General features: G+C 59.9%; 20 protein-coding genes and 1 tRNA gene. 13 read left to right on the top strand and 8 right to left on the bottom strand.

Features of this window, described 5'->3' with window-relative positions; genetic code table 11:
- Positions 1 to 2 precede the first annotated feature (2 nt).
- The gene (locus K3555_RS09510) at positions 3 to 3,128 is read left to right on the top strand and encodes an efflux RND transporter permease subunit (RefSeq protein WP_260008283.1); all 3,126 of its coding nucleotides are present in this window, start codon (positions 3 to 5) and stop codon (positions 3,126 to 3,128) included.
- Between the two features lie 88 nt (positions 3,129 to 3,216).
- Here the strand turns inward: K3555_RS09510 and K3555_RS09505 are convergent, their stop codons facing one another.
- On the bottom strand, positions 3,217 to 3,429 hold the full coding sequence (locus K3555_RS09505; RefSeq protein ID WP_129370899.1) for a hypothetical protein: 213 nt from the start codon (positions 3,427 to 3,429) through the stop codon (positions 3,217 to 3,219).
- Between the two features lie 506 nt (positions 3,430 to 3,935).
- Between K3555_RS09505 and K3555_RS09500 the strand changes: the two genes are divergently transcribed.
- From K3555_RS09500 to K3555_RS09490, 3 genes are all read left to right on the top strand, one after another.
- Positions 3,936 to 4,901, top strand: a complete 966-nt coding sequence (locus K3555_RS09500) for a TAXI family TRAP transporter solute-binding subunit (protein ID WP_259992163.1) — start codon at positions 3,936 to 3,938, stop codon at positions 4,899 to 4,901.
- A 112-nt stretch (positions 4,902 to 5,013) separates the two neighbouring features.
- Positions 5,014 to 7,623: a TRAP transporter permease gene (locus tag K3555_RS09495; protein WP_260008282.1), complete on the top strand. Its 2,610-nt coding sequence runs from the start codon at positions 5,014 to 5,016 to the stop codon at positions 7,621 to 7,623.
- A complete protein-coding gene (locus K3555_RS09490; protein WP_260008281.1) occupies positions 7,620 to 8,051 on the top strand; it encodes a universal stress protein in 432 nt (143 codons plus the stop codon). The genes K3555_RS09495 and K3555_RS09490 overlap by 4 nt, the downstream gene beginning before the upstream one ends.
- Before the next feature lie 27 nt (positions 8,052 to 8,078).
- On the opposite strand, the gene K3555_RS09485 is transcribed toward K3555_RS09490, so the two are convergent.
- The 3 genes from K3555_RS09485 to K3555_RS09475 are packed head-to-tail and all read right to left on the bottom strand — an operon-like array spanning position 8,079 to position 12,188.
- Complete coding sequence (locus K3555_RS09485) at positions 8,079 to 9,128, bottom strand: lipocalin-like domain-containing protein (RefSeq protein ID WP_260008280.1); 1,050 nt, start codon at positions 9,126 to 9,128, stop codon at positions 8,079 to 8,081.
- Complete coding sequence (locus K3555_RS09480; RefSeq protein WP_260008279.1) at positions 9,118 to 11,535, bottom strand: FtsX-like permease family protein; 2,418 nt, start codon at positions 11,533 to 11,535, stop codon at positions 9,118 to 9,120. Before K3555_RS09480 ends, K3555_RS09485 begins: the two co-directional genes overlap by 11 nt.
- Positions 11,532 to 12,188 carry an ABC transporter ATP-binding protein gene (locus tag K3555_RS09475; RefSeq protein WP_260008278.1) on the bottom strand — a complete coding sequence of 219 codons (657 nt, stop codon included), beginning with the start codon at positions 12,186 to 12,188 and terminating at the stop codon, positions 11,532 to 11,534. The genes K3555_RS09480 and K3555_RS09475 overlap by 4 nt, the downstream gene beginning before the upstream one ends.
- Positions 12,189 to 12,373: 185 nt before the next feature.
- Between K3555_RS09475 and K3555_RS09470 the strand changes: the two genes are divergently transcribed.
- Positions 12,374 to 12,823 carry a potassium channel family protein gene (locus K3555_RS09470; protein ID WP_260008277.1) on the top strand — a complete coding sequence of 150 codons (450 nt, stop codon included), beginning with the start codon at positions 12,374 to 12,376 and terminating at the stop codon, positions 12,821 to 12,823.
- Here K3555_RS09470 and cls read toward each other — a convergent pair.
- Complete coding sequence (gene cls, locus K3555_RS09465; protein WP_260008276.1) at positions 12,820 to 14,235, bottom strand: cardiolipin synthase; 1,416 nt, start codon at positions 14,233 to 14,235, stop codon at positions 12,820 to 12,822. The genes K3555_RS09470 and cls overlap by 4 nt on opposite strands.
- Positions 14,236 to 14,380: 145 nt before the next feature.
- On the opposite strand from cls, the gene K3555_RS09460 reads away from it, so the two are divergent.
- On the top strand, positions 14,381 to 15,247 hold the full coding sequence (locus tag K3555_RS09460) for a YihY/virulence factor BrkB family protein (protein WP_409201681.1): 867 nt from the start codon (positions 14,381 to 14,383) through the stop codon (positions 15,245 to 15,247).
- 129 nt (positions 15,248 to 15,376) lie between these two features.
- Positions 15,377 to 15,565, top strand: coding sequence for a hypothetical protein (locus K3555_RS09455; protein WP_259992150.1), 189 nt, complete (start codon positions 15,377 to 15,379; stop codon positions 15,563 to 15,565).
- Positions 15,566 to 15,572: 7 nt separating this feature from the next.
- Here K3555_RS09455 and K3555_RS09450 read toward each other — a convergent pair whose 3' ends face one another.
- Both K3555_RS09450 and K3555_RS09445 read right to left on the bottom strand, forming a co-directional pair.
- Complete coding sequence (locus tag K3555_RS09450) at positions 15,573 to 16,289, bottom strand: RlmE family RNA methyltransferase (RefSeq protein WP_259992610.1); 717 nt, start codon at positions 16,287 to 16,289, stop codon at positions 15,573 to 15,575.
- A 77-nt stretch (positions 16,290 to 16,366) separates the two neighbouring features.
- Positions 16,367 to 17,479 carry a Ppx/GppA phosphatase family protein gene (locus K3555_RS09445; protein ID WP_259992148.1) on the bottom strand — a complete coding sequence of 371 codons (1,113 nt, stop codon included), beginning with the start codon at positions 17,477 to 17,479 and terminating at the stop codon, positions 16,367 to 16,369.
- Between the two features lie 283 nt (positions 17,480 to 17,762).
- Here K3555_RS09445 and K3555_RS09440 point away from each other — a divergent pair, with 283 nt between their 5' ends.
- The 3 genes from K3555_RS09440 to K3555_RS09430 are packed head-to-tail and all read left to right on the top strand — an operon-like array spanning position 17,763 to position 20,091.
- On the top strand, positions 17,763 to 18,059 hold the full coding sequence (locus K3555_RS09440) for a virulence factor (RefSeq protein ID WP_259992146.1): 297 nt from the start codon (positions 17,763 to 17,765) through the stop codon (positions 18,057 to 18,059).
- A 26-nt stretch (positions 18,060 to 18,085) separates the two neighbouring features.
- A complete protein-coding gene (locus K3555_RS09435; protein ID WP_260008274.1) occupies positions 18,086 to 19,012 on the top strand; it encodes a methylenetetrahydrofolate reductase in 927 nt (308 codons plus the stop codon).
- Positions 19,013 to 19,029: 17 nt separating this feature from the next.
- Complete coding sequence (locus tag K3555_RS09430; RefSeq protein WP_259999082.1) at positions 19,030 to 20,091, top strand: methyltetrahydrofolate cobalamin methyltransferase; 1,062 nt, start codon at positions 19,030 to 19,032, stop codon at positions 20,089 to 20,091.
- A 347-nt stretch (positions 20,092 to 20,438) separates the two neighbouring features.
- On the opposite strand, the gene K3555_RS09425 is transcribed toward K3555_RS09430, so the two are convergent.
- Positions 20,439 to 20,528, bottom strand: a tRNA-Ser gene (locus K3555_RS09425).
- Between the two features lie 122 nt (positions 20,529 to 20,650).
- Here K3555_RS09425 and K3555_RS09420 point away from each other — a divergent pair.
- From K3555_RS09420 to rpmA, 3 genes are all read left to right on the top strand, one after another.
- On the top strand, positions 20,651 to 21,502 hold the full coding sequence (locus K3555_RS09420; protein ID WP_260008273.1) for a DUF2059 domain-containing protein: 852 nt from the start codon (positions 20,651 to 20,653) through the stop codon (positions 21,500 to 21,502).
- A gap of 203 nt (positions 21,503 to 21,705) precedes the next feature.
- Positions 21,706 to 22,251, top strand: coding sequence for a 50S ribosomal protein L21 (gene rplU / locus K3555_RS09415; RefSeq protein ID WP_259992140.1), 546 nt, complete (start codon positions 21,706 to 21,708; stop codon positions 22,249 to 22,251).
- A gap of 11 nt (positions 22,252 to 22,262) precedes the next feature.
- Positions 22,263 to 22,532: a 50S ribosomal protein L27 gene (gene rpmA / locus K3555_RS09410; RefSeq protein ID WP_027258993.1), complete on the top strand. Its 270-nt coding sequence runs from the start codon at positions 22,263 to 22,265 to the stop codon at positions 22,530 to 22,532.
- Positions 22,533 to 22,586: the final 54 nt, after the last annotated feature.

The raw sequence follows: 22,586 nt of genomic DNA, 5'->3' as shown, positions 1-22,586 counted from the left end.
CAATGTTTTCCAGCATATTCATTTCAAGACCGAAATTCGCAATCGTCATCTCTCTGGTGCTGACGGTCATGGGGGTGATCGGCTACTTCGCGCTGCCTGTGGCGCAGTTCCCGGAAATCACCCCGCCGGTGGTGAATGTCACCGCCAGCTATCCCGGCGCCAATGCCGAAACCGTGGAAAAAAGTGTCGCCGCGCCGATCGAGGCGCAGGTCAACGGGGTGGATGGGATGCTCTATATGTCCTCCACGTCGGCTGACAATGGCAGCTATTCTCTCTCAGTAACCTTCGAAGTCGGCACTGATGCCGATATAGCCTCGGTCAACGTGCAGAACCGGGTGGCGCAAGCAACAGCAGCTCTACCCGCCGAAGTGACGGCAAACGGGGTGGTGACACAGAAAAGCTCCTCCAACATGCTGCTGGTTGCGGCCCTGACATCGCCCAACAGCTCGTATGACAACGTGTTTTTGTCAAACTATGCCGCCATCAACATCAAGGATGCCCTGGCCCGCGTCGACGGCGTGGGCAAAGCAGATATCCTGACCAATTTCGAATACGCCATGCGGGTCTGGCTGGATCCCAACAAGATGGCAGGCCTCGGAATCTCGCCGGGCGATGTTATCAACGCAGTGCGTGAACAGAACATCGAAGTCTCCGCCGGGCAGGTGGGCGCGCCCCCTGTTCCAGGTGATCAGGTCTTCCAGTATACCATCAAGTCCAAGGGCCGCCTGACTGAAGTTGCTGAGTTTGAGGACATCGTCATCCGCACCGGCGACGGAGGCAGCACTGTCCGGCTCAGGGACATTTCCAAGGTTGAGTTGGGGGCTTCGAATTACAGTTCCTCGGGCTATTTCGACGGCGTGCCGGCGACGATCCTGGCTGTCTACCAATCTCCCGGCGCCAATGCGCTGGCAGTGTCCGAGGCAGTGCTGGCAGAGATGGACCGGCTGTCGGGGGATTTCCCGGACGATGTTTCCTATTCGGTGCCGTTCAACACCACGGATTTTGTCGAACAGTCGCTGAATGATGTGATTTCCACCTTGATGATGACCTTTGCACTGGTGATCACGGTGGTGTTCATCTTCCTCGGCTCTTTCCGGGCAACGATTATTCCGGCGATTGCCATCCCGGTGTCCCTGATCGGGACATTTGCCTTCCTGCTGGTGCTTGGCATGTCGCTTAACACAATTTCGCTGTTTGCACTGGTGCTGGCGATTGGCATCGTGGTGGATGACGCCATCGTGGTGGTGGAGAATGTCGAACGGATCATCGCCGAAGAGGGGCTTCCCCCGGCTGAGGCCACCCGCAAGGCAATGGGGCAGATCACCGGTCCGGTGATTGCCACAACCCTGGTTCTGCTGGCGGTGTTTGTGCCGGTCACCTTCATGCCTGGGATCACCGGCAAGCTGTACTCGCAGTTTGCGGTGACCATTTCGGTTGCGGTTGTGATCTCCTCGGTCAACGCGCTGACGCTGTCGCCGGCGCTTTGTTCCATTGTGCTCAAGGCGCGCTCCGGCCCGCCAAAAGGCTTGCTGGCACTGTTCGAGAATATGATCGGCGGCGTCCGCAGCGGATATCTGAGCATCGTCACCCGATTGCTGCGTTTGCCGGTGATCGGGCTGGCCATCATTGCGGCGGTTGCCTTTGGCACCGGCACAATTTTCAACTCTACGTCCAAGGGCTTCCTGCCTGCCGAAGACAACGGCTATCTGTTTGTGGATGTGCAGCTGCCCGACGCTGCGGCGCTGGGACGGACGGAGACAGTGACCGGACGGATCGACGAGCAGATCCGGCAGATCCCCGGTGTCCAGGGAACGGTTCTGGTGAATGGTTTCAGCCTGCTGAACGGGGCGGGGGCCAATGGTGCCATGATCATCGCCTCCCTTCACCCTTGGGATGAACGGCAAACCGAGGCGCTGCATCCCAATGCCATCCTTGGCCAGATCTACGGCATTGCCAATGGGGAAGCCGCCGCCAGCATCGTCGCCTTCAACCCGCCGCCGATTTCGGGTCTGGGCATGTCCGCAGGTGTGGAAATGGCAATCCAGCAAACCGCCGGCGGCACACCGCAGGATCTGGCGCAATCGGTCGGCTCGCTGGTCTACTCGGCCAATCAGCGCCCGGAGATCGCCCAGTCCTATACAACCTTCCGGGCCAATGTGCCGCAGGTGTTTGTCGATCTGGACCGCGAAAAGGCCAAGACGCTGAATGTGCCGATTTCCGAGGTGTTTCAGACCATGCAGGCACTCTTGGGGTCCTACTATGTCAACGACTTCAACCTGTTTGGCCGTGTCTACAAGGTGATGCTGCAGGCTGAGGGCAGCTACCGCGACAAGATCGAGGATATCGGCGGCCTGTATGTGCGGACGCAGTCAGGTGAAATGGTGCCGCTGTCGACTCTGATTGATGTGGAAAACGTGCTGGGGCCGGTGCTGCTGAAGCGGCACAATATCTTCCGCTCGGCCACTGTTACCGCTGTGCCGGCGGCAGGTCTGTCCACCGGCGATGCGATCCGGGTGATGCAGGAGGAAGCCGCGACGGCACTGCCGCCGGGTTATGCCTTTGAATGGACCGGTACGGCGCAGCAGCAGCTGGACTCGGCAGGTCTGGTTACCGTGATCCTGGCGATGGCAGTGCTGTTCGGCTATCTGTTCCTGGTCGCGCAATACGAAAGCTGGACGATGCCGGTGGCCATCCTGCTGTCGGTGATCGTAGCCCTGTTCGGAGCGGTGGCAGCGGTGGCAATCGCCGGCAATGACATCAACCTCTACACGCAGATCGGGATGATCATGCTGATCGGCCTGGCGTCGAAAAACGCCATTCTGATTGTCGAGTTTGCGATGGAGCAGCGTGCCGCCGGACTCTCAATCCGCGACGCGGCGCAGGAGGCCGCTAAACAGCGTTTCCGCGCAGTGATGATGACAGCGCTGTCCTTCCTGCTGGGGGTGGTGCCACTGCTGGTTGCTTCGGGTGCCGGCGCGGCCAGCCAGCGGGCCATCGGTATTGCCGTCTTTGGCGGCATGCTGGCAGCAACCGTGGTTGGCGTCATCGTGGTACCGGTGCTGTATGCGATGATGCAGGGAATGCGCGAACGCATCAAACGCACACCGGCAGCCCAACCGGCAGAGTAAAACAGCCCGCCCCGCCAGTCCATCTGGCGGGGTTTTTTCTTCCGTCAGAACCGAAGGTCCGCCGGGGCTGGCTGCGATCAGCCGGGCATCAGGCGCGGCGCGCCCGCAATCCGCGGTCATGGGCCGCCGACAGGATCAGGTCCCATTTCCGTGGCGTACAGCGGAATTCCGGCTCCACATCACAGGTCAAAGGCGCATTTGCCTCGCTGGGTATCTTTCTGGCTTCAGCGGAAACGCATCGTTCCAAAGCCCAGAAATCCGTCAAAGACGGGTTGTCAGTAATCACTTGGCTCAGCAGCATTGCCGCAAGCTCCCCGTTAATGCTGTCCGCTTTGTTAATTTTTAGTACCGCGGATCAATTTTTATGTGGTGCGTATTAGCGTCATCCGGATGATTTGTCACCAGGATGTTTTTTAAACCGTCGCAAAGCTGCAAAAATCCGCCTGGAATGGCTGCCAAGGTTAGGTGGCGTAGAAACACGGCTGCCCGCAGAAAGAATCGCTGTACCGGTCACTTTCCTTGCAAGAAAAAACTTTGTGCAGAGGTGGCGGAATGCACCCGGGCCTTGACGGGGAAAATTACCTAACCTTCGTCAATTAGGAGAAAAATGCGGGTTTACGGGGTGCGTCAATAGATAGCACCCTTGACTTGGCGGGGTGCCGGTGAAACCCTTCTGCACGTGCGAAATAATCCGCACATGCCCGGTCTGGCGGGCCGAATTCCGTGGCCGTGCAGGTACCGTAACCACGGTTTCACTGCCTTCCGCGCCAGGCTGCAAATCATAAGACAAGTGGGAGAGACTTGATCATGAAACACACCCAGCTGGCTATCGGTGCATTGGTGGCGGCGTCCTTTGCGGCGCCCGCAGCATTTGCTCAGGAATACATCACCATTGGCACCGGCGGCGTGACCGGTGTTTATTACCCGACCGGCGGCGCCATCTGCCGTCTGGTGAACAAGGGCCGCAAGGAGCACGGCTTCAAATGCGCCGTCGAATCCACCGGCGGCTCGGTCTACAACATCAACACCATCCGCGAAGGCGAGCTGCAGTTCGGCGTGGCCCAGTCTGACTGGCAGTACCACGCGTATAATGGCACCTCCAAATTCGAGGAAGCAGGCCCGTTCGAAGGTCTGCGCGCCGTATTCTCAGTGCACCCGGAACCTTTCACCGTTGTGGCCCGCGCCGATTCCGGCATTTCAACCTTTGACGATCTCAAAGGCAAGCGCGTCAACATCGGCAACCCGGGCTCCGGCCAGCGCGGCACCATGGAAGTGCTGATGGGCGCCAAAGGCTGGGGTATGGAAGATTTCGCCCTGGCAACCGAATTGAAGGCAGCGGAACAGTCCGCAGCGCTCTGCGACAACCAGATCGACGCGATGATCTATACCGTTGGCCACCCGTCCGGTTCTATTCAGGAAGCCTCCACCGCCTGTGACTCGGTCCTGGTGACCGTAGACGGCGAAGCGGTTGAAAAACTGGTTGGCGACAATTCCTTCTACCGCACCGCCACCATCCCCGGCGGCATGTACCGCGGGTCTGACAACGACACCCAGACCTTTGGCGTGGGCGCAACCTTTGTGACCTCGGCGGACGTGTCCGACGATGCGGTCTATGCCGTTGTCAGCTCCGTCTTCGAAAACTTCGAAGCCTTCCAGAAACTGCACCCGGCCTTCGCCAACCTGAAGCCGGAAGAGATGATTGCAGACGGTCTGTCGGCACCGCTGCATCCCGGTGCTGCCAAGTACTACAAAGAAAAAGGCTGGATTGAGTAATCCACCCAACATAAGGAACGGGGCGCATTTGGCGCCCCGTTTTGCCTGAGGCCGCTGCCCAGGCTTTAAATTTCAGGCCCCGGAAAAACGGCGGCCACAGGGGAGATTATCCATGGCATCCGATGCTCAGGGAAATCGGCCGCTCAGCGAAGAAGAGCTTCAGGAACTTGTCGCGTCCTCAGACGCAGGCGCCCGTAATCCGGTAGGAAGTGTGGGGCTGTTCCTGGCTATCGTCGCAGTCATCTGGTCGGTGTTCCAAGTCATTCTGGCTTCACCCGTTTCCAACCTGCTGCTGCCCGGCAGTGTGGTGAACAATTCCCGGCAAATCCATTTGGCCTTTGCCATTTTCCTGGCCTATGCCGCCTATCCGGCGCTGAAGTCCAGCCCGCGGAGTTATATTCCCATTCAGGATTGGGTCTTCGCGCTGGCCGGCACCGTAATTGCCATGTACGGCTATATTTTCTATCAGAAAATCGTCGATTCCGGCGGGCTTGCCGATGACATGGATAAATGGTTTGCGCTGGCGGGCCTGATCCTGCTTTTCGAGGCTGCCCGCCGCGCGCTTGGCCCGGCAATGGCGATCATCGCAACTATCTTTCTGGCCTATGTGTTCTTTGGCTCCTCTGAATGGGTGCCCGAAGTCATCCGCTGGAAGGGCGCCAGCCTGAAGAAGGCGATGAGCCATATGTGGATCACGTCTGAGGGCGTGTTCGGCATTGCCCTGGGTGTCTCCACCAAGTTTGTCTTCCTGTTTGTGCTGTTCGGTGCACTGCTGGATAAGGCCGGGGCCGGCAATTACTTCATCAAAATGGCCTTTGGTGCGCTTGGCCACCTGCGTGGCGGCCCGGCCAAGGCGGCCGTGGTGGGTTCTGCCGCAACCGGTCTGATCTCCGGCTCCTCCATCGCCAATGTGGTGACAACCGGAACCTTCACCATCCCGCTGATGAAGCGGGTGGGCTTTACCAGCGAACAGGCAGGCTCAGTCGAGGTTGCCTCCTCAGTCAACGGCCAGATCATGCCGCCGGTGATGGGCGCTGCGGCCTTCTTGATGGTGGAATATGTGGGCATCTCCTATGTCGAGGTGATCACCCATGCCTTCCTGCCCGCCGCGATTTCCTACATCGCGCTGGTCTATATCGTTCATTTGGAGGCGGTGAAGCGGAACATGCCGACGCTGGGCAACCGCGTTGTTTCCATGGGCCGCACCATTGGCGGCATGGCTCTGTTCTTTGCCGGCTTTGCGGCCCTTTGCTATAGCGTTCAATACCCGGTCAAATGGATCACCTCGGCAATGCCGGGCGCCTCCGGGCTGACACTGGCAGCCCTTGTGTTCGCAGCCTATGCGGCCCTGTTGTGGCTGGCTTCCGGCGTTGACGATCTGGTGCCGGACGACCCGAACGCCAAAGAGGTCGAACTGCCGGTTGTGAGCGAGATCTATAAGGCAGGCCTGCATTACCTGCTGCCGATCATCGTTCTGGTCTACTTCCTGATGATCGAACAGAAGTCACCCGGCCTGTCGGCATTCTGGGCGACCGCACTGCTGTTTGTGATCCTGCTGACCCAGAAACCGCTCAAGGCGATTTTCCGCGGCCAAAGCAATATGGCCAATGCCTTTATGGAAGGCGTCCACGACCTGTGGAACGGGCTGATCGACGGCGCGCGCAACATGATCGGCATCGCTCTGGCCACGGCCACTGCGGGGGTGATCGTTGGCACCGTGACACTGACCGGTGTCGGGCAGGTGATGTCCGAACTGGTTGAGTTTGTTTCGGGCGGCAACCTGATCCTGATGCTGGTGATGGTGGGTATCCTCTCGCTGGTTCTGGGCATGGGGCTGCCGACAACGGCGAACTACATTGTTGTCAGCTCGCTGATGGCCGGTGTGGTGGTCGAACTCGGCGCCCAGTCCGGTCTGATTGTGCCGCTGATCGCGGTGCATCTGTTTGTGTTCTACTTCGGGATCATGGCGGATGTGACACCGCCTGTGGGGCTGGCCAGCTTTGCTGCGGCAGCGGTGTCGGGCGGCGATGCGATCCGCACCGGCTTCATTGCCTTCTTCTACTCCTTGCGGACCGTGGCGCTGCCGTTTGTGTTCATCTTCAACACCGATCTTCTGCTGATCGATGTGACCTGGATACAGGGCATCCTTGTGGCGATATCGGCCACCATCGCCATTCTGGTCTTTACTGCCGGCACCATGGGCTATTTTGTCAGCCGCAGCCGGATCTATGAAAGCATCCTGCTGATCTTCGCCGCCTTCGCGCTGTTCCGGCCGGACTTCTTCATGGACCGGGTGATGCCGCCCTTTGAGCAGGTGCCGCCGGCCCAGCTGGTTCAGGCCCTGGACGAAGCGGAAGCGGGAGCGGAGTTCAGGATCACGGTTGAAGGCCCTGATTTTGATACCTCCGAGATCAAAGGCACCACCATGATCCTGACCGCTGATGGCACTGGCGGCCAGCAAGCGGTGGATGCCTATGGGCTGCTGCTGCTGGAAGAAGACGGGGTTGTGAAACTGGACGAGCCGATGTTCGGCACCCCGGCAGCACCCAATCTGGAGAGTTTTGATTTTTACGCCGATGAACCGGTGCGGGTTGCAACGATCCAGGCCCCGGCCAGCCAGCTGCCCAAGGAGCTGATCTTTATCCCTGCGCTGCTGCTGGTGGCCCTCATTGCAATGATGCAGCGCGGTCGTGCGCGTGAACAGGAAGGAGTAGCGGCATGAACAAACCCGTACTGTGTGCATTGGAACTGAGTGATCCGGCGTCCGACGAAAAAGTGCTGACCCAGGCCGCCCGGCTGGCGGATCTGGACGGCGCCCAGCTGGATGTCGTCAACGTCCTGCCGGACTTTGGCGAAAGCTGGGTGTCGGGCTTCTTTGAGGAACACCACCATCAAAAAGCGGTCAAGGACACCACCCAGCGGCTGCGTGATCTTTGCATCAAGGTGCTGGGAGAGGAAGGCAATGCCAAGGTGCGCCATCTGGTGGCCACCGGCAAAGCCTATCAGGAGATCCTGAAGGTGGCCGAAACGGCGGGCAGCGGGCTGATCGTGATCGGCGCGCATAAGCCGGACTTGAAGGACTATTTGCTCGGGCCCAATGCAGCCCGGGTGATCCGGCATTCGGACTGCTCGGTCTTTGTGGTTCGCTGAAAACACTATGGGCGCCTGCGGGCGCCCTTACTCGTAGCCGGTCATCTCAAGGTAGCCTTTGCCGGAGTGGCTGCCGCTGACCGACACCGGTCCTTCCCAATATGAAAACGAGGTTCCCATCCAGCTTTGCGGATTAAGTGCTTGAACCTCAACGGAAACGCCTTTCTCCGGCAGGTTTGCACGCCAGCGGGTGGGGATCTGCCGGCCGTGGACATCGCTGGCAGCCAGCGCCTCGGCGTGAAAGGCGCCAGGCGACAATGTTTCCACACTGCCGTCTGCGGATATCCATGTGCCTGAGGTGAAATCACCGCTCCCGCCACGCAGAACAAACGCCATCAGCTTGTCGCCGCTGTCAAAGCTGAGCGAGAACCAGTCCCAGCCGCTTTGATCCTCTGCCAGCGGCTGGCTTGACCATTCCCGGTCCAGCCAGCCATGCCCTGTGACGTCAACCGGGCCGCCGGGCAGGTCCAGCGTTCCGGACACCTGATAATGCGGTTGAGAATAATAATAGCTCGCTTGGCCGCTGGCGGACTTCACGGAATAACCATCCTCTCCATGCAGCACCAGCGGACCATCAGCGCTGAGCTGCAAGTCATAGGAAAACTCTTGGCCTGAGGCCGTTATCTCTATCTTTTCAATTGCCTCTCCTGTGGAGCGCATCTGCCAATTCCCGATCCAGGCGTCGAAAGGATCAGCCAAAACCCCAGCCTGGCCCACGCCGCCGCGGGCAAGGCGTTCGGCGAACAGGTGCTGGTCCGGCGTTGTCACGGCCGCATGGGCCATCCAGACTTGCGGACTTTGCCAGCCCTCGGCCTCTCCCGGAGCCAAGGCGGACCGGAACAAGGTCCACTGAATGCCATAGTCCTTGCCGCCGGCGTCTGTCAGGTTGGCGGTTAAGTACCACCACTCAATGCGGAAATCCGGATGGGCGCCGTGATCCTGCGGAAAAGACAGCTGGCGGCCAAGCTCTGGTACCGCAAACCCCTCGGCCTCAGTACCAAGCCCGGCATAACCCTGCGGCAGGGCTGCAGTGGCCCAGCCAGCCAGGAGGAACGTGAAAATGGGTCTAACGTTCATTGGCAAACACCTTGAGCAGTTCCGCAGGATCCAGGCGGCTGAGACGGAGCGCGGGCAGGGCGGCTGCCACCACCGCGGCCAGCAGGGCCAGCAGGATAAGCCGCAGCCAGTCGCCTGGAAACAGATACATCGGCAGCTTCCAGCCAAACGCCTCAACATTGATGACGGAAAGCAGCGCCCAGGCCAAAGCCAAGCCCAGCGGCAAGGCCAGAACCGCGGTGATCGCGGCCAGCAGCAGGCTGCGCAGGATTTCGGCACCGGCCAGCTGACGACGGCTAAGACCCATCGCCCAAACCGGTGCAAGTTGCGGCAATCGCTGGCTCCACAGGGTAAGAAGGCTGGTCAGCATGGCAAATCCGGCCACTCCCAGGGTCAGCAGGTTCAGCGCGGAAGTGATGGTGAAGGTCCGGTCAAAGACGCCCAGAGAGCGGGCCTTGATGCCCGCCTGATCAACGATGTTTTCCCGCGGTATTTCAAATGCTTCACGAATGGAGCTGATCAGCTCCGGCACATCATCAGCAGGCAGCCGCAGCCCGAACTGCCGGTTGGGAATATCCGGTGCGCGGGCCAGCAGTGCGGCAAGGGAGACGATCACCTGCCCATTCGGATTGCCATAGTCGGAGTAGATTCCGGTAATTGTCAGCTCCCAGTCCGGTGCCAGAGCCAAAGAATGCCCGGGGCTAAGGTCATGACGGCGGGCAAATTGTTCATTGACCAGCAAGGCTTCTCCAGCGGCGACACGGTCCCAGACCTCCGGCAACGCCTCCAGCAGCGGCCAATTCTGCCGGTAGGTCTCATCATCCGCAATGCCGTATATCCGCAGCGGAGCCCCCTTGTAGCGGATGTCACTGCGCCGGAACGGCAGCACGGTTATGCCCCGCTCCTCCAGCCACAGCGTCAGCTTCGCTCCTTGTTCATCGCTTGTCGTGGTCACGTAAACTTCAGCCGACAGGCGTTGGTCCAGCCAACCGGTAAAGGTGAGCCTGAAGCTGGAAACCATTGTTCCGACGCCAATATTCGTCGCCAACGCTAAAAGCAGCGCCATCAGGGCAAGTGACATCCCCGGCAATTGCGCCCGGGTGTCGGCCCACAGCCATTCGGCAAATGGACGTGTGCACAGCCGCGCCCCGATCCGCAGGCCAGCGGAGATCAGCAGCGGCAGCATCAGTGCAGCCCCCAGCATAAGCCCGGACAGAAAGATAAACCCTGCAATAAGTCCTTGAAAGATAAGGATGACCACAATTCCAGAAAGCAAACAGACAGCACCTGCAATCGCCGCCGCCAGGTGTGACTTGCTTGCCTGCTGCCCGCGAGCCTGGGTTGCGGGTGCGGCCAGCAGGGGCATCCGCCATAAGGCATAAAGCGCCTGCGCCCCGGCCAGGAACGTGCCGCCGCAGGCCATTGCCAGCCCGGACAAAACCCACTCAAGACGCAAGCTGAGGGCGCCGTCCACCGAGGCGCCGTAGAGCCCGGACAGCGTGGCCTGAACATCCGGCAGCAGTGCTGCAGCCACCAGATAGCCTCCGGCCAGCCCCGCAATCCCGGAAATCAGCGCAACAACCGCAAGCTCGGCTGAAAACAGGGCAACCAGTACCCGCATCGGAACGCCCAGCCCGCGCAAGGTCCGGATCATGCTGCGGCGCTGCTCCAGGCTGAGGCCGATGGTCCCTTGAACAATGAATAGCCCAACAGCAAAGGACAACAAACCAAAGGCTGTCAGGTTGAGGTGAAAACTGTCGGTAAGCCGCGCCGTATCTGCCGCTGCGTTCCGGGCTGGAATGCGGGTCAGGCCCGGGGCAAGTTGCTGCAGGGGTGTCAGGCCGGACAATTGATCCGGCAGAATAATCAGGTAGCTGAGACTGTCCGGCTGGCGCAGCAGCCGACTGGCCAAACTGATATCGGCGATCAGCACACCGCGCGGCAACCTGTCCGTTTGGGTGACCGGGTGTTCACTTTGCGCGGCAGAAAGCACCTGCGCGGTTTCCGGGTGTGCAAAAAACCGGCCCGGCGGCAGCAACGCATCCAGTGCAGGTGTGTCATCCTGCTCTGCCGCCTCGGCCAGGGCCGGAACCAGCGGATGGCTTAACAGATCAATGCCCATGATATCAAAGCTTTGCCGCTTGAACCTGACAGTTCCTTCCAGAACAGGGGTCAGCTGCCAGCCCGACCGGCGCAGGCTTGCGTATTGCTGCAGCGGGATTGCGCCGTCTTCCGGCGCCAGCCGGTCCGCAGCTGTTGTGCCTAGCTGCTCGGCGGCGCGTGCGTAACTGGCGCGGGCTTCGCCGTTGATTGCCTGAACTGCAGACCAAAGCCCCGTTGCCAGGGCCAGCCCGGCCATCAGCGTTGCCAGTTGCAGAGGATGCCGGCGCCAGTGCGACAGGATGGCACTCAGCGCGGAGCGGATCATGCGGCCTGGCCAAGCTGCAAATGCAGGCGCTGGTCCAGCATCCTGGCAATGGCTGCGGAATGCGTGACCAGAAACAGGGCCGCGCCGCTCTCCCGGACCAGTTCCAGCATCAGGTCCATCACCGCCGCGCTGGCGGTTTCATCCAGGTTCCCGGTCGGCTCATCCGCCAGCAGCAATTTGGGACGCAAGGCCAGGGCACGGCCAATGGCAACCCGCTGTTGCTGCCCGCCCGAGAGCTGCTCTGGATAGCGATCGAGTAAACCGGCCAGGCCAAGACGGTCCGCCAGCACTTGCCCCCAATCAGGGTCCCACCGGTTTCCCAACCGCGCATGCAACGCGATATTCTGCCAAATACTGAGTGAAGGTATTAAATTAAACTGCTGGAAAACAAGAGAAACTTCTTTTCGCCGCAACGCGGCGCGCTGCCGGTCTCTGAGGTTTGAAAGCGGGGTGCCGGCAACTTCAATTTCGCCGCTGTCAAAACGATCCAATGCCCCGGCTAAGTGCAGCAATGTGCTTTTACCGGAGCCGCTGTCACCCGTCAGCGCCAGGCTGCTGCCAGCCGCCAAATCCAAAGACACCCCGCGCAAGACAGCGTTTTCCGGCGTTTGTCCCGGATAGGTTTTGATAACATTGCGGATCTTCAAAACCATCCTGCGGTACCCTCCTGCGCTTTGGTCTTCAATGCCTGCAACGGCACTCAATACCTCCGCCAGGAAGAAGTCCAGTGCGGCACAAAGGCTGGCCCATCCGGCTTTCTTATGGTTAAGCGTTGCGGAGTACCTTTCTAAGCTGCTGAAAAGCCCCAACACAGCCCTACACCGACGGGAGAGCCAAGATGACGCTATGGAACCAGTTGCTGTGGGGCTCAGTCTATCTGAGTGTCTGCCTGATCCTCGAAATCTCTGTTTTGGTTTTGTGTTCCGCCGTGCTGAACAGGATGTCGGCGGGCTTTGCCAAACCCTTCAGGCCCTGGCAGATCGGCATTATGCTGGTGGTGGCGATTTTCATAATTCTGGGCAGTCATACGGCTCAGGTCTGGATCTGGTCCGCTGCTTTTGTCCTGGTCGGTGCGATCGGCGACTGGAACACATCAGTCTATTTCTCTCTGGCGACTTATACCACGCTTGGCTACGGCGACGTTGTACTAGGGCCGGCGTTGCGGATTTTTGCCGCCTTTGCTGCAGTCACCGGGTTATTCGGCTTTGGTATCAGCACGGCCTTTCTGGTTAGCGCAATGGGGCGGCTGTTTTCCTTGAACGGAGAAACACATAGGGCAAGGAATTAAAGCACAGGCGCCAGCAGCCGCGCCACGGGAGCCAGCAATCGAATGCGCAATGCCTGCCGGTCCAGCGGCTGTGTAAGCGCGGTAGAACGCTGGAAATCACTGGCCAGCATTTCAGAGATTTCGCGCGCGGACCGAGGGTCGAAAAACAAGGCCATAGTTTCAAAATTCAGCCGGAATGACCGGTAGTCGAGGTTTGCCGTGCCCACACCCGATATCCGGTCATCAATAACAAAACATTTCTGATGCATGAAGCCGCCCCGGTAGCGCAGGATATGAACACCTGCCTCCCGCAGTTCATCAAAAAATGCAAAGCCCGCAAGCCAAGGCAGGTGGTGGTCAATGGATTCCGGCAAAAGGATCCGGACATCCAGCCCGCGCAACGCGGCATGTTTCAAGGCAGCAAGCACCTCCTGATCCGGAACCAGATACGGGGAGGCCAGCCAAACTTTTTCCTGTGCAGCGGTGATTGCCGAGAAAAACAGCATGGACCCGTTGCCGATGCTATCGCCGGGGCCGGTCGAAGCAATCAAGCCGGGCCGGTCTTGCGGTGACGGTTCAGCGTCCCAGTTCAGCAGATCCAGGACCGGCTCTTGCGTGCGCCAGTGCCAATCCTCGGCAAAAGAAAGCTGCAGCTGCTGAACAACCGGTCCGGTGAGCCGCACATGGGTATCCCGCCAGGGACCCATAACAGGATCCAGCCCCATGTATTCCTCGCCGGCATTCAGCCCGCCGGTAAATCCGGTCCGCCCATCCACAATAACGGTTTTCCGGTGGTTGCGGAAATTGATCCGAAGCCGGTGCCAAGGCGGCCGTTGAACCGCGGGATCAACCATGTTCACACCGGCCTCCTCCAGCGCGCCTGCAAAGCTGCGGGGCAGCTTCCGGCTGCCGATACTGTCTGTCATGAACCAAACCGTCACACCGCGCTGTGCGGCCTCGATCAACTTGGCCTGAAGCTGTTTGCCGACACCGTCCGCACGCAGAATGTAGTATTGAACAAGGATATATTCCTGCGCGTTATCAATCGCTTCGAAGATGGCGTTAAATGTGTATTCGCCATCAGTCAAAAGTTTCAATCCGTTTCCGTGGCAGACGTTCATGCCGGCAATGGCCTCAAAGGGCGCTGTGTTTACCGGCAGTTGCTGCGCCTCTCCGGATTGGGCGCTGGTATAGGTCCGCGTCGCAGCAACCGCCTGTTCTGCAGCGTGGCGAGCCGTCCAGTACCCTTTGAACCGGTGGTGGCCAAAGATCATGTAGGCAGGCAGGGCGGCTATCGGCGCAGCCAGCAGGAAGACGGTCCAGCCAATGGCCCCTTGAGGTGTGCGCGCGGTGCGGGCTGCACGAAGGGCTGCAAATCCGGCAGCGGCCCAGGTTGCGGCAATAGCCGTGGTGCTAAGAACAATCCAAAACATCTGGAGATCCTAAGATAGCGGTTTGATTTCAAATTAATACTGAAAGGCGGTGCCTGCTACACTTGGCCGGGCTGCGGCAAGCGGAAATCAGTGTGTTTGTTCTTTGCCGCTGGCAATTTCCTAATGGTTGTGGAACCTTACGCCTATGCCAATCCTGCCGCCATTACGCTGCTGGCCTGCAGCCTTGCTAGACGCCGCCCGCCGCTTCAACCGGAAAAACGGCTGGGTGATGAGCAGCCATATCGCCATGTCGATGATGCTGGCGCTGTTTCCGTTTGTTCTGTTTACTGTGGCGCTGGCGGGGACTGTTGCCGGTTTGCTGTCGCAGGACGTCGCCATGGAAACCCTGACGGAACAAGTGTTCAGCGTTTGGCCGGACGCGGTGGCACGGCCGATCCTGACCGAACTGAAAGCGGTGCTGCAGACATCAAATACCCAGCTTGTCACTCTGGGCGGCCTGTTTGCGCTTTATTTTGCATCAAATGGCGTCGATGCCGTCCGCACCGCCATGGTGCAGGCTTATCATGATACGGACACAAGACCGTTTTGGCGGTCGAGGGCGCTGTGCATCGGGCTGGTCGTTCTAGGCGGGGCGGGTATCCTGGCCGTTACCGTGTTTGAGGTGCTACTGCCGCTCTATGTCAGGCACATCGCGCAATTGCTGCCCTTCGACAGTGTTCCAAAAGGCTGGGAAAAGGGCTTGAGGGGCATTCTGGCGCTGGCTCTTCCCACTGGCGCGGTGCTGGCGTTCCATGTGCTGCTGCCTGGCCGGGTGCACCGCTTGCGGCGGATCCTGCCGGGCGCAATCCTGACCCTTCTGCTGTGGCTGGCCTGCGGCAGCGGCTTTGCGTTTTACGTCGGCTCATTTGCGCAATACTCGGCCACATACGCAGGGCTTGCGGGCGCCATGGCCGCAATGATCTTCCTCTATCTGAATTCAGCTATCCTGATCCTGGGGGCGGAATTCAACGGCGCGCTGATCGAGATCGCCAACGGGATGGGCCGGTCATGAAAGCTGCAGGTTTTCAGCAACTGTTTCCATTTCTTCAACAATAAGGCAGTCCTGCCTCATTTGAGCCCATCTAGCGGCCCAATCACCTTTTAGATCTTCAGGAAGAAGCGGATCCAGAAGGGGGCCATCATGACAAAACTGCAAAACAAACTGCGCCACATGCGCCTGTTTGAACTGATGCGCCAGCGTGAAATGGCCAGCCATGTCAGCCGCAAGCTGCGGGTGTCCCGGCTGGCTGACGGCGAGGGTGATGAGGCTATCCTGCTGCGCGATCTGGCGACGCGGTCGCTGACCGCACCGCACAGCCGCCGGGTCTGACGGGGCCTTAGCCCCGGAACCCGGTTGCCACCACAAATTTCTCAGAGCTGTCCGACCGGGAGGAGGGCGGCTTCATGTTTGCCACTTTGGTGAACTTCTGCTTCAACAGCTTCTGCAACTCGCCTTCGGCGCCACCTGCCAGAACCTTGGCCACAAAGGTGCCGCCTTCCTCCAGAACGTCAAAGGCAAAGTAAGCGGCGGTTTCACACAGCGAGATGATCCGCATATGGTCTGTCTGCTTGTGGCCGGAACTGGCGGCGGCCATATCCGACATCACCACGTCAGCCTTGCCGCCCAGCCATTCCTTGACCTTGTCGTCGGCGCCGTCCTCCATGAAATCAAGCTGATGGAACTCGGCGCCAGCCAGCGATTCAACTTCCTGCAGGTCCACGCCGATAATGCGGCCCACCGCCTTGCCCTGTTTCTCGCCCAAAGCATTGATGCGCTTCACCGCCACCTGCGCCCAGCCGCCGGGCGCACAGCCCAGATCGACGATCCGTGCACCGGGCACCAGAAAGCGGTATTTGTCGTCCACTTCCATGATCTTATAGGCTGCGCGCCCGCGATAGCCTTCGGCCTGGGCCCGTTTGACATAGGGGTCATTCAACTGCCGCTGCAGCCAAAGCGTCGAGCTGAGCTTGCGCCCGCGCGCGGATTTCACCTTGACCTTCAGATCGCGCTGACCGCGTCCGGATGTGTTCTTACCTGTCGGCGTCTTTGCCATCATCGTCACCATTTGCGCCGGTGCGCGGAATTCTGTAAAAATTCCGGCCCGGAAATATCCATTTTTTCCGGCCCCGCCTAGTAAGGGCCGTCCTCCAGAACGCCATCCGCGCTCATCTGTGCATAAAGCAGCCCTTCGCGCAGGCCGCGATCCGCAACCGACAGCCGGTCGGTCGGCCAGCAGCGCAGCAATGCCTGCAGGATTGCAGACCCGGACATGATCAGCGCCTGGCGGTCCTCGCCGATGCGGGGATCGCGGCGGCGGCCCAGAGGCCCGAGTTCTAGATACCCCCGGATCACTTTGTCAATCTGATCGCTGGTCATCCGCAGCCCGTCCACCTTGGTCCGGTCATAGCGTTTCAGCCCCAAATGCGACGCTGCCACAGTTGTAACCGTGCCCGATGTGCCGACAATCTGAAACCCGGTACGGGTCTGTTCGTTCTTATAGGGCGCAAAATCAGCCAGGTTTTCCTCGAAAAACCAGCTCATCAGCGCAAAACGTGCCGCGTCGTCTTCGACATCGTTGAACTGGTCCCGCAATGTGGCAACCCCCAGCGGCACGGAAATCCAATCCACCACCTTGGCCGCGGGAAACGGGCTTTCGGTGGTATGGAACCCGTTATGAAGCCGCATGATCGCAGAGGGGCGGTCGCGCCGCGGGACTGATGAGATGTCGATCCACACCAGTTCGGTCGAGCCGCCGCCGATATCGACCACCAGCAACTGATCCGTTTTGGTAGAGACCAGCGGCGCGCAGGAAATCACCGCCAGACGCGCTTCCTCTTCCGGCTGGATGATTTCCAGCGTCAGACCGGTTTCCCGCTTCACCTGGCGGATGAACTCGCGCGCGTTTTTTGCCCGGCGGCAGGCCTCGGTTGCCACCAGCCGCATCCGCCGGACCCTGTTGCGTTTCAATTTCTGCTGGCAGATCCGCAGCGCCTGGATGGTGCGCGCCATCGAGGACCGCGACAATCGTCCGGTCCGCTCCAGCCCGGCGCCGAGCTGCACCGACTTGGAGAAACTGTCGACCACATGAATGCCGCTGCCCTTGGGCTGGGCGATCAGCATGCGGCAGCTATTTGTACCCAGATCCAGCGCAGCATAAAGCGCATCAGGATCGGGCCGGGCCGGTGCAGGGGTTTCGACCGCTTTGGGAAACGCGCCCGCACCTTTCGAGCGCCTGGGCGCCATGATTCACGCCCTCCGATTATCGTGTTAACGACAACAATAGGGGCGCCGGTGCAGCGGCGCAAGCGCCAGACGGCGGAAGCGAAGCAATTTCCGCAGCTTCGAGGATATCTCATAATCCACATGAATATTTTGGCGGGAAACCCCTGTGGCATTCGAAACGGCACAAAGCTAGTGTCCCGGCAGCAAAACGTCGCTCAATCCCATCGTGTTGTCGAAAATCGACCAACGTGCGGGCGGCCGCCGCTCTAGAACGTGGTCTATCCAGGCTAGGAGGAAATTAGGCATGCCCGACGTTACGATCGTATACTGGCGCGATATCCCCGCGCAAGTCATCGTTGGCAAAGGCCGCCGCGGCGCCAAACGCCAGCTCGAAGAACGGTTCGAGCAGGCCATCGACCGCGCGGCCATGAAGGTGAACGCCAAGGACGCGGATGCCTATCTTGCCGAGTGGCGCAAGGCCGCGCCTTATGCCGCCGAAGGCGAAGCGGCCGATGTTGCCGAAGCCGAGGCAGTCCGCTTGGAAACAGAATACGATCAGGACCGCTTGAAGACCCTGATTGCAAATGACGGATGGGCGTGAGCCTGACACCACTATGGGAGGCCGTGATGGCTTTGCTGAACTTTAAGAAACGCGATTCTGGTGCTGGCCAGACTGCCACCCCCGAAATGGAAGCCTTCCTGAAAGGCTATTCCATCGAAGTGATGCCGCGCACCGCCGCCAAGGTCGATGATTTCCGCGATCTGCTGCCCGCCGGCACCCGTGTCTATGTCGCGCATATCGAAGGCACCCCGATCGAGGACATGGTCGACACTGCCAAGCGCATCGCCGGTGAAGGCTATGATGTGATGCCGCACTTCCCGGCGCGTATCATCAAGGACAAGGCCACGCTGGGCGACTGGATCAACCGCTACCAGGGCGAAGCCGGCGTCAAGCAGGGCCTGATCCTGGCCGGCGGCGTAGCCAAGCCGCATGGCGATTTCGACAGCTCGATGCAGCTGCTGGAAACCGGCCTGTTCGACGACGCGGGCTTTACCAACCTGCACGTTGCCGGCCACCCCGAGCCGAACCTGGACATCGACCCCAAGGGCGGCCGTGCCAACACCTATGCGGCGCTGGACTGGAAACAGGAATTCTCCAAGCGCACTGACGCTGAGATGGCGCTGGCAACCCAGTTCTGCTTTGAGGCGCAGCCGGTGATCGACTGGGTGAACGAGCTGAGCGACCGCGGCATGAACCTGCCGGTTCATATCGGCATCGCCGGCCCGGCCAAGCTGCAGACCATGATCAAATTTGCAATCGCCTGCGGTGTCGGCCCTTCGCTCAAAGTGCTGCAGAAACGCGCCAAGGACGTCTCCAAGCTGCTGCTGCCGCATGAGCCGGGCGAGGTTCTGGCGGGTCTGGCAGCACATAAGGCGGCCAACCCCGATTTCGCAATCGAGAAGGTCCACTTCTTCCCGCTGGGCGGCATCAAGACCAATGCCACCTGGGCGATCAACAACGGCGGCGATTCCGCCAAGCCGGTTAACTCCTAAGACCCTAAGGATCGAAAATGACCCGTACAGTCGTAGAATCAAAAACAAAAACCGCGGTCCTGGGCTTTGACGAGCCGTTCTGTGTGATCGGTGAGCGCATCAACCCGACCGGCCGCAAGAAACTGGCAGCCGAGCTGGAAGCCGGCGACTTCTCCACCGTTGAAAAAGACGCCGTGGCACAGGTTCTGGCCGGTGCCACCGTGCTCGATATCAACGCGGGTGTGGTCTATAACTCAAACCCGAACCCGAACGAGACCGAGCCGCCGCTGATGAAGAAGATCGTCGAGCTGGTGCAGGGGCTGGTCGATGTGCCGCTGTGCATCGACTCTTCGGTGCCGGGCGCGCTGGAAGCCGGCCTGGAAGTCTGCGAAGGCCGTCCGCTGCTGAACTCGGTCACCGGCGAAGAAGAGCGCCTGGAGCAGATCCTGCCGCTGGTCAAAAAATACAATGTGCCGGTCGTGGCGATCTCCAACGACGACACCGGCATCTCGGAAGACCCCGATGTGCGTTTCGCCGTCGCCAAAAAGATCGTTGAGCGCGCTGCCGATTTCGGCATTCCCGCACATGACATCGTGGTTGACCCGCTGGTGATGCCGGTTGGTGCAATGGCGACTGCCGGCCTGCAGGTGTTTGCCCTGGTCCGCCGTCTGCGCGAAGAGCTGGGCGTGAACACCACTTGCGGTGCGTCCAACATCTCCTTTGGCCTGCCGAACCGTCACGGCATCAACAACGCCTTCCTGCCGATGGCAATGGGTGCGGGCATGACCTCGGCGATTATGAACCCGGTGGCTCTGCCCATCACGCAGAAGAAGATCGCCGAGAAAAGGGCGGAAGTTGAAGCCGCCGGCATCGTCCTGCCCGAGGGCATGGAAGATGAAGCCTTTGTTCAGATGTTCGGCCTTGGCTCCACCATGCCGCGCGCCGGCAAGGAAATGGAGGCCATTCGCGCTGCCAACTTCCTGACCAACAACGACCCGCATGGCGGCGACTGGATCAAGTTTAACAAAGAGCCTGCCAAAGAAGGCGAAGAAGGCCGTGGCCGTGGCGGCCGCGCCGGCGGCCGCCGCCGCCGCGCCTGATCCGTGCAGTCAGACTGAACAAGAGGCCGGGCAGAAGTGTCCGGCCTTTTTCGTTTATCAACAGCTTATGTCGCGCACTTCATTTGGTTGGCGCGATCCCGGCAGCGTTCAACTGTTGGACGAAGCGAAAACCACCCACGGCTACGAGCCCCGCCCAGCCTGGCGGGGCTTCGTCTTTTTGGGACATCCGAATGGTCGCCTCCGGCGGCATGGGCGAGGGCATCCTGGCATAGCCAGCACAGCTGACAGGGCGAAAAGTCGTTAAACTATGCCGAGATAGACCAATACCACCGAGGCCATCCCATCCGGGCGGGTCGGATAATTATCTATCGATATCAAGGGGAAAATGGCGGAGAGACAGGGATTCGAACCCTGGGAACCCGTGAAGGCTCAACGGTTTTCGAGACCGCCCCGTTCGACCACTCCGGCACCTCTCCGCGGGGGTCTGGTGGGGCAGCGTTTAAGGTTGATTCCGGGCGCGTGCAAGCGGGAAATGCGGCCGTGGCAAAAAAAGCCGGTTTGCCGTTGCCAGCCAAAGGTTTTTGCCTAAATTTGCTTTATGCAGATGCCGCTCAAAACCCCCGCTGTGCTTTTACGTATCCTGACTTTGCTGTGTTTGGCTGCCGCGGGAGTGCCGCAGACCGGCCTGGCCGCAGACCGTGAGAGGGTTGAGGCGTTTCTGGAAGTGACCGGCTTTGACGTCGCGCTCGACAGCATTGCCTTGTCCGCCTCCAGCGCACCGGACATGCTGGGGCTGGATGCAGGCGCCTTTGGCAGCCAATGGACCGAATTGTCCGGGGACGTTTTTGATACCGCTGAAATGCGCAGCCTGGCGCTGGAGATCCTCGAAAGCACGCTGGACGATGAAGCCCTGGATCACGCGGCGGCCTTTTATGCCAGCGATCTGGGGCAGCGCCTGGTGCGGGCGGAAAACGCCTCGCATAAGGTCGAAGATGACACGGTAAAGCAATTGGCAGGCAACCGCATTATCGCGGATATGGTCAAGGACGGCAGCACACGTGTCGCAATGTACCAGCGGATGGGAACCGCAATTGATGCCGCAGAGGCAGGCGTAAAGGCGCTGCAGCAGATCCAGTTCCGCTTCCTTATGGCCGCCGCCGCTGCCGGGGTGATCAAGCTGGAGCTGGACGCCGACGGCTTGCGGGCTCTGATGAAGGCGCAGGAGGGCGAACTGCGCCTCAGCCTGCAGGCCTCCAGCCTGGCCGCCTCGGCCTATACCTATCAGGAATTCAGCGATGCAGAAGTCGAGGCCTATGTCATGGCCCTGGAAGAGGCGCCCATGCAACGGGTTTATGAGTTGCTCAACGCTGTGCAATATGAGATCACAGCCAACCGCTTTGAAGAACTAGCGCACCGGATGGCAGAGCTGACACCCGGGCAGGATATCTGATCCTGCACAGGCTGTTGGCGCAGGGTGTGGAAAACGGTTGACACCTGATGCATTCCGAACCATAAGCCCGCATCCCGGCCCGGCCTCCGTGCGCCGGGATTCATTTGTAATACGCCCATGACACGGGCGCGCTGTTCGAGGCGGCATTTGCCGAAACACCCGCAAGGGGGCCGTAGGACGCGGGTATAAAAGGAAAGACGCACATGTTTGCGGTCCTCAAGACCGGCGGCAAGCAGTACAAGGTTCAAGCGGGCGATATCCTCCGCATTGAGAAACTTGCTGCAGACGCTGGCGACACCATCCAGTTCGACGAAATTCTGATGCTTGGCGGCGACGCACCTGTTGTTGGCGCTCCGCTGGTAGATGGCGCTGCCGTAAAGGCAGAAGTGATCGACCAGATCAAAGGCGAAAAGCTGATCAACTTCGTGAAGCGCCGCCGGAAGCACTCCTCCAAGCGCACCAAAGGCCACCGTCAGAAGCTGACCCTGGTCCGGATCACCGAGATCCTGGCATCGGGCGCAACCAAAGCTGCTCCGAAAGCCGCTGCCAAAGCTGCACCTGCTGCTGGTTCGGACGATTTGGCCCAGCTGACCGGCGTTGGCCCTGCTGCCGTCAAAAAGCTGAACGAAGCAGGCCTGACCACCTTTGCCCAGATCGCAGCCTTGTCCGAAGACGACATTGCTGGTATCGAAGCGGTCAAAGTGAAGCCCGAGTGGGTTGAGCAAGCCAAAGATCTGGCTAAAGGCTAAGGAGAGAGAGAATGGCACATAAAAAAGCTGGCGGTTCCTCACGTAACGGCCGCGACTCCGCGGGCCGCCGTCTTGGCGTGAAACTTTTCGGTGGCCAGGCGGCCATCGCAGGCAATATCATCGTGCGTCAGCGCGGCACCAAATTCTGGCCGGGCGAAAACGTAGGCATTGGCAAGGATCACACTTTGTTTGCCACCGCCGAAGGTGCTGTCACCTTCCGCAAAGGCCTGAAAAACCGCACCTTTGTATCGGTTCTCCCGGTGGCGGAGGCCGCTGAGTAAACCGACCCGAAGGGTAAAGAAATCTTTAGGGGGATCGGTTATAAGACCGGTCCC

The organism is Leisingera sp. M527 (genome assembly GCF_025141525.1).
Taxonomy (GTDB): domain Bacteria; phylum Pseudomonadota; class Alphaproteobacteria; order Rhodobacterales; family Rhodobacteraceae; genus Leisingera.
Note: the sequence above shows the minus strand (reverse complement) of the source record. Positions and strands in the feature narration are given on the sequence as shown.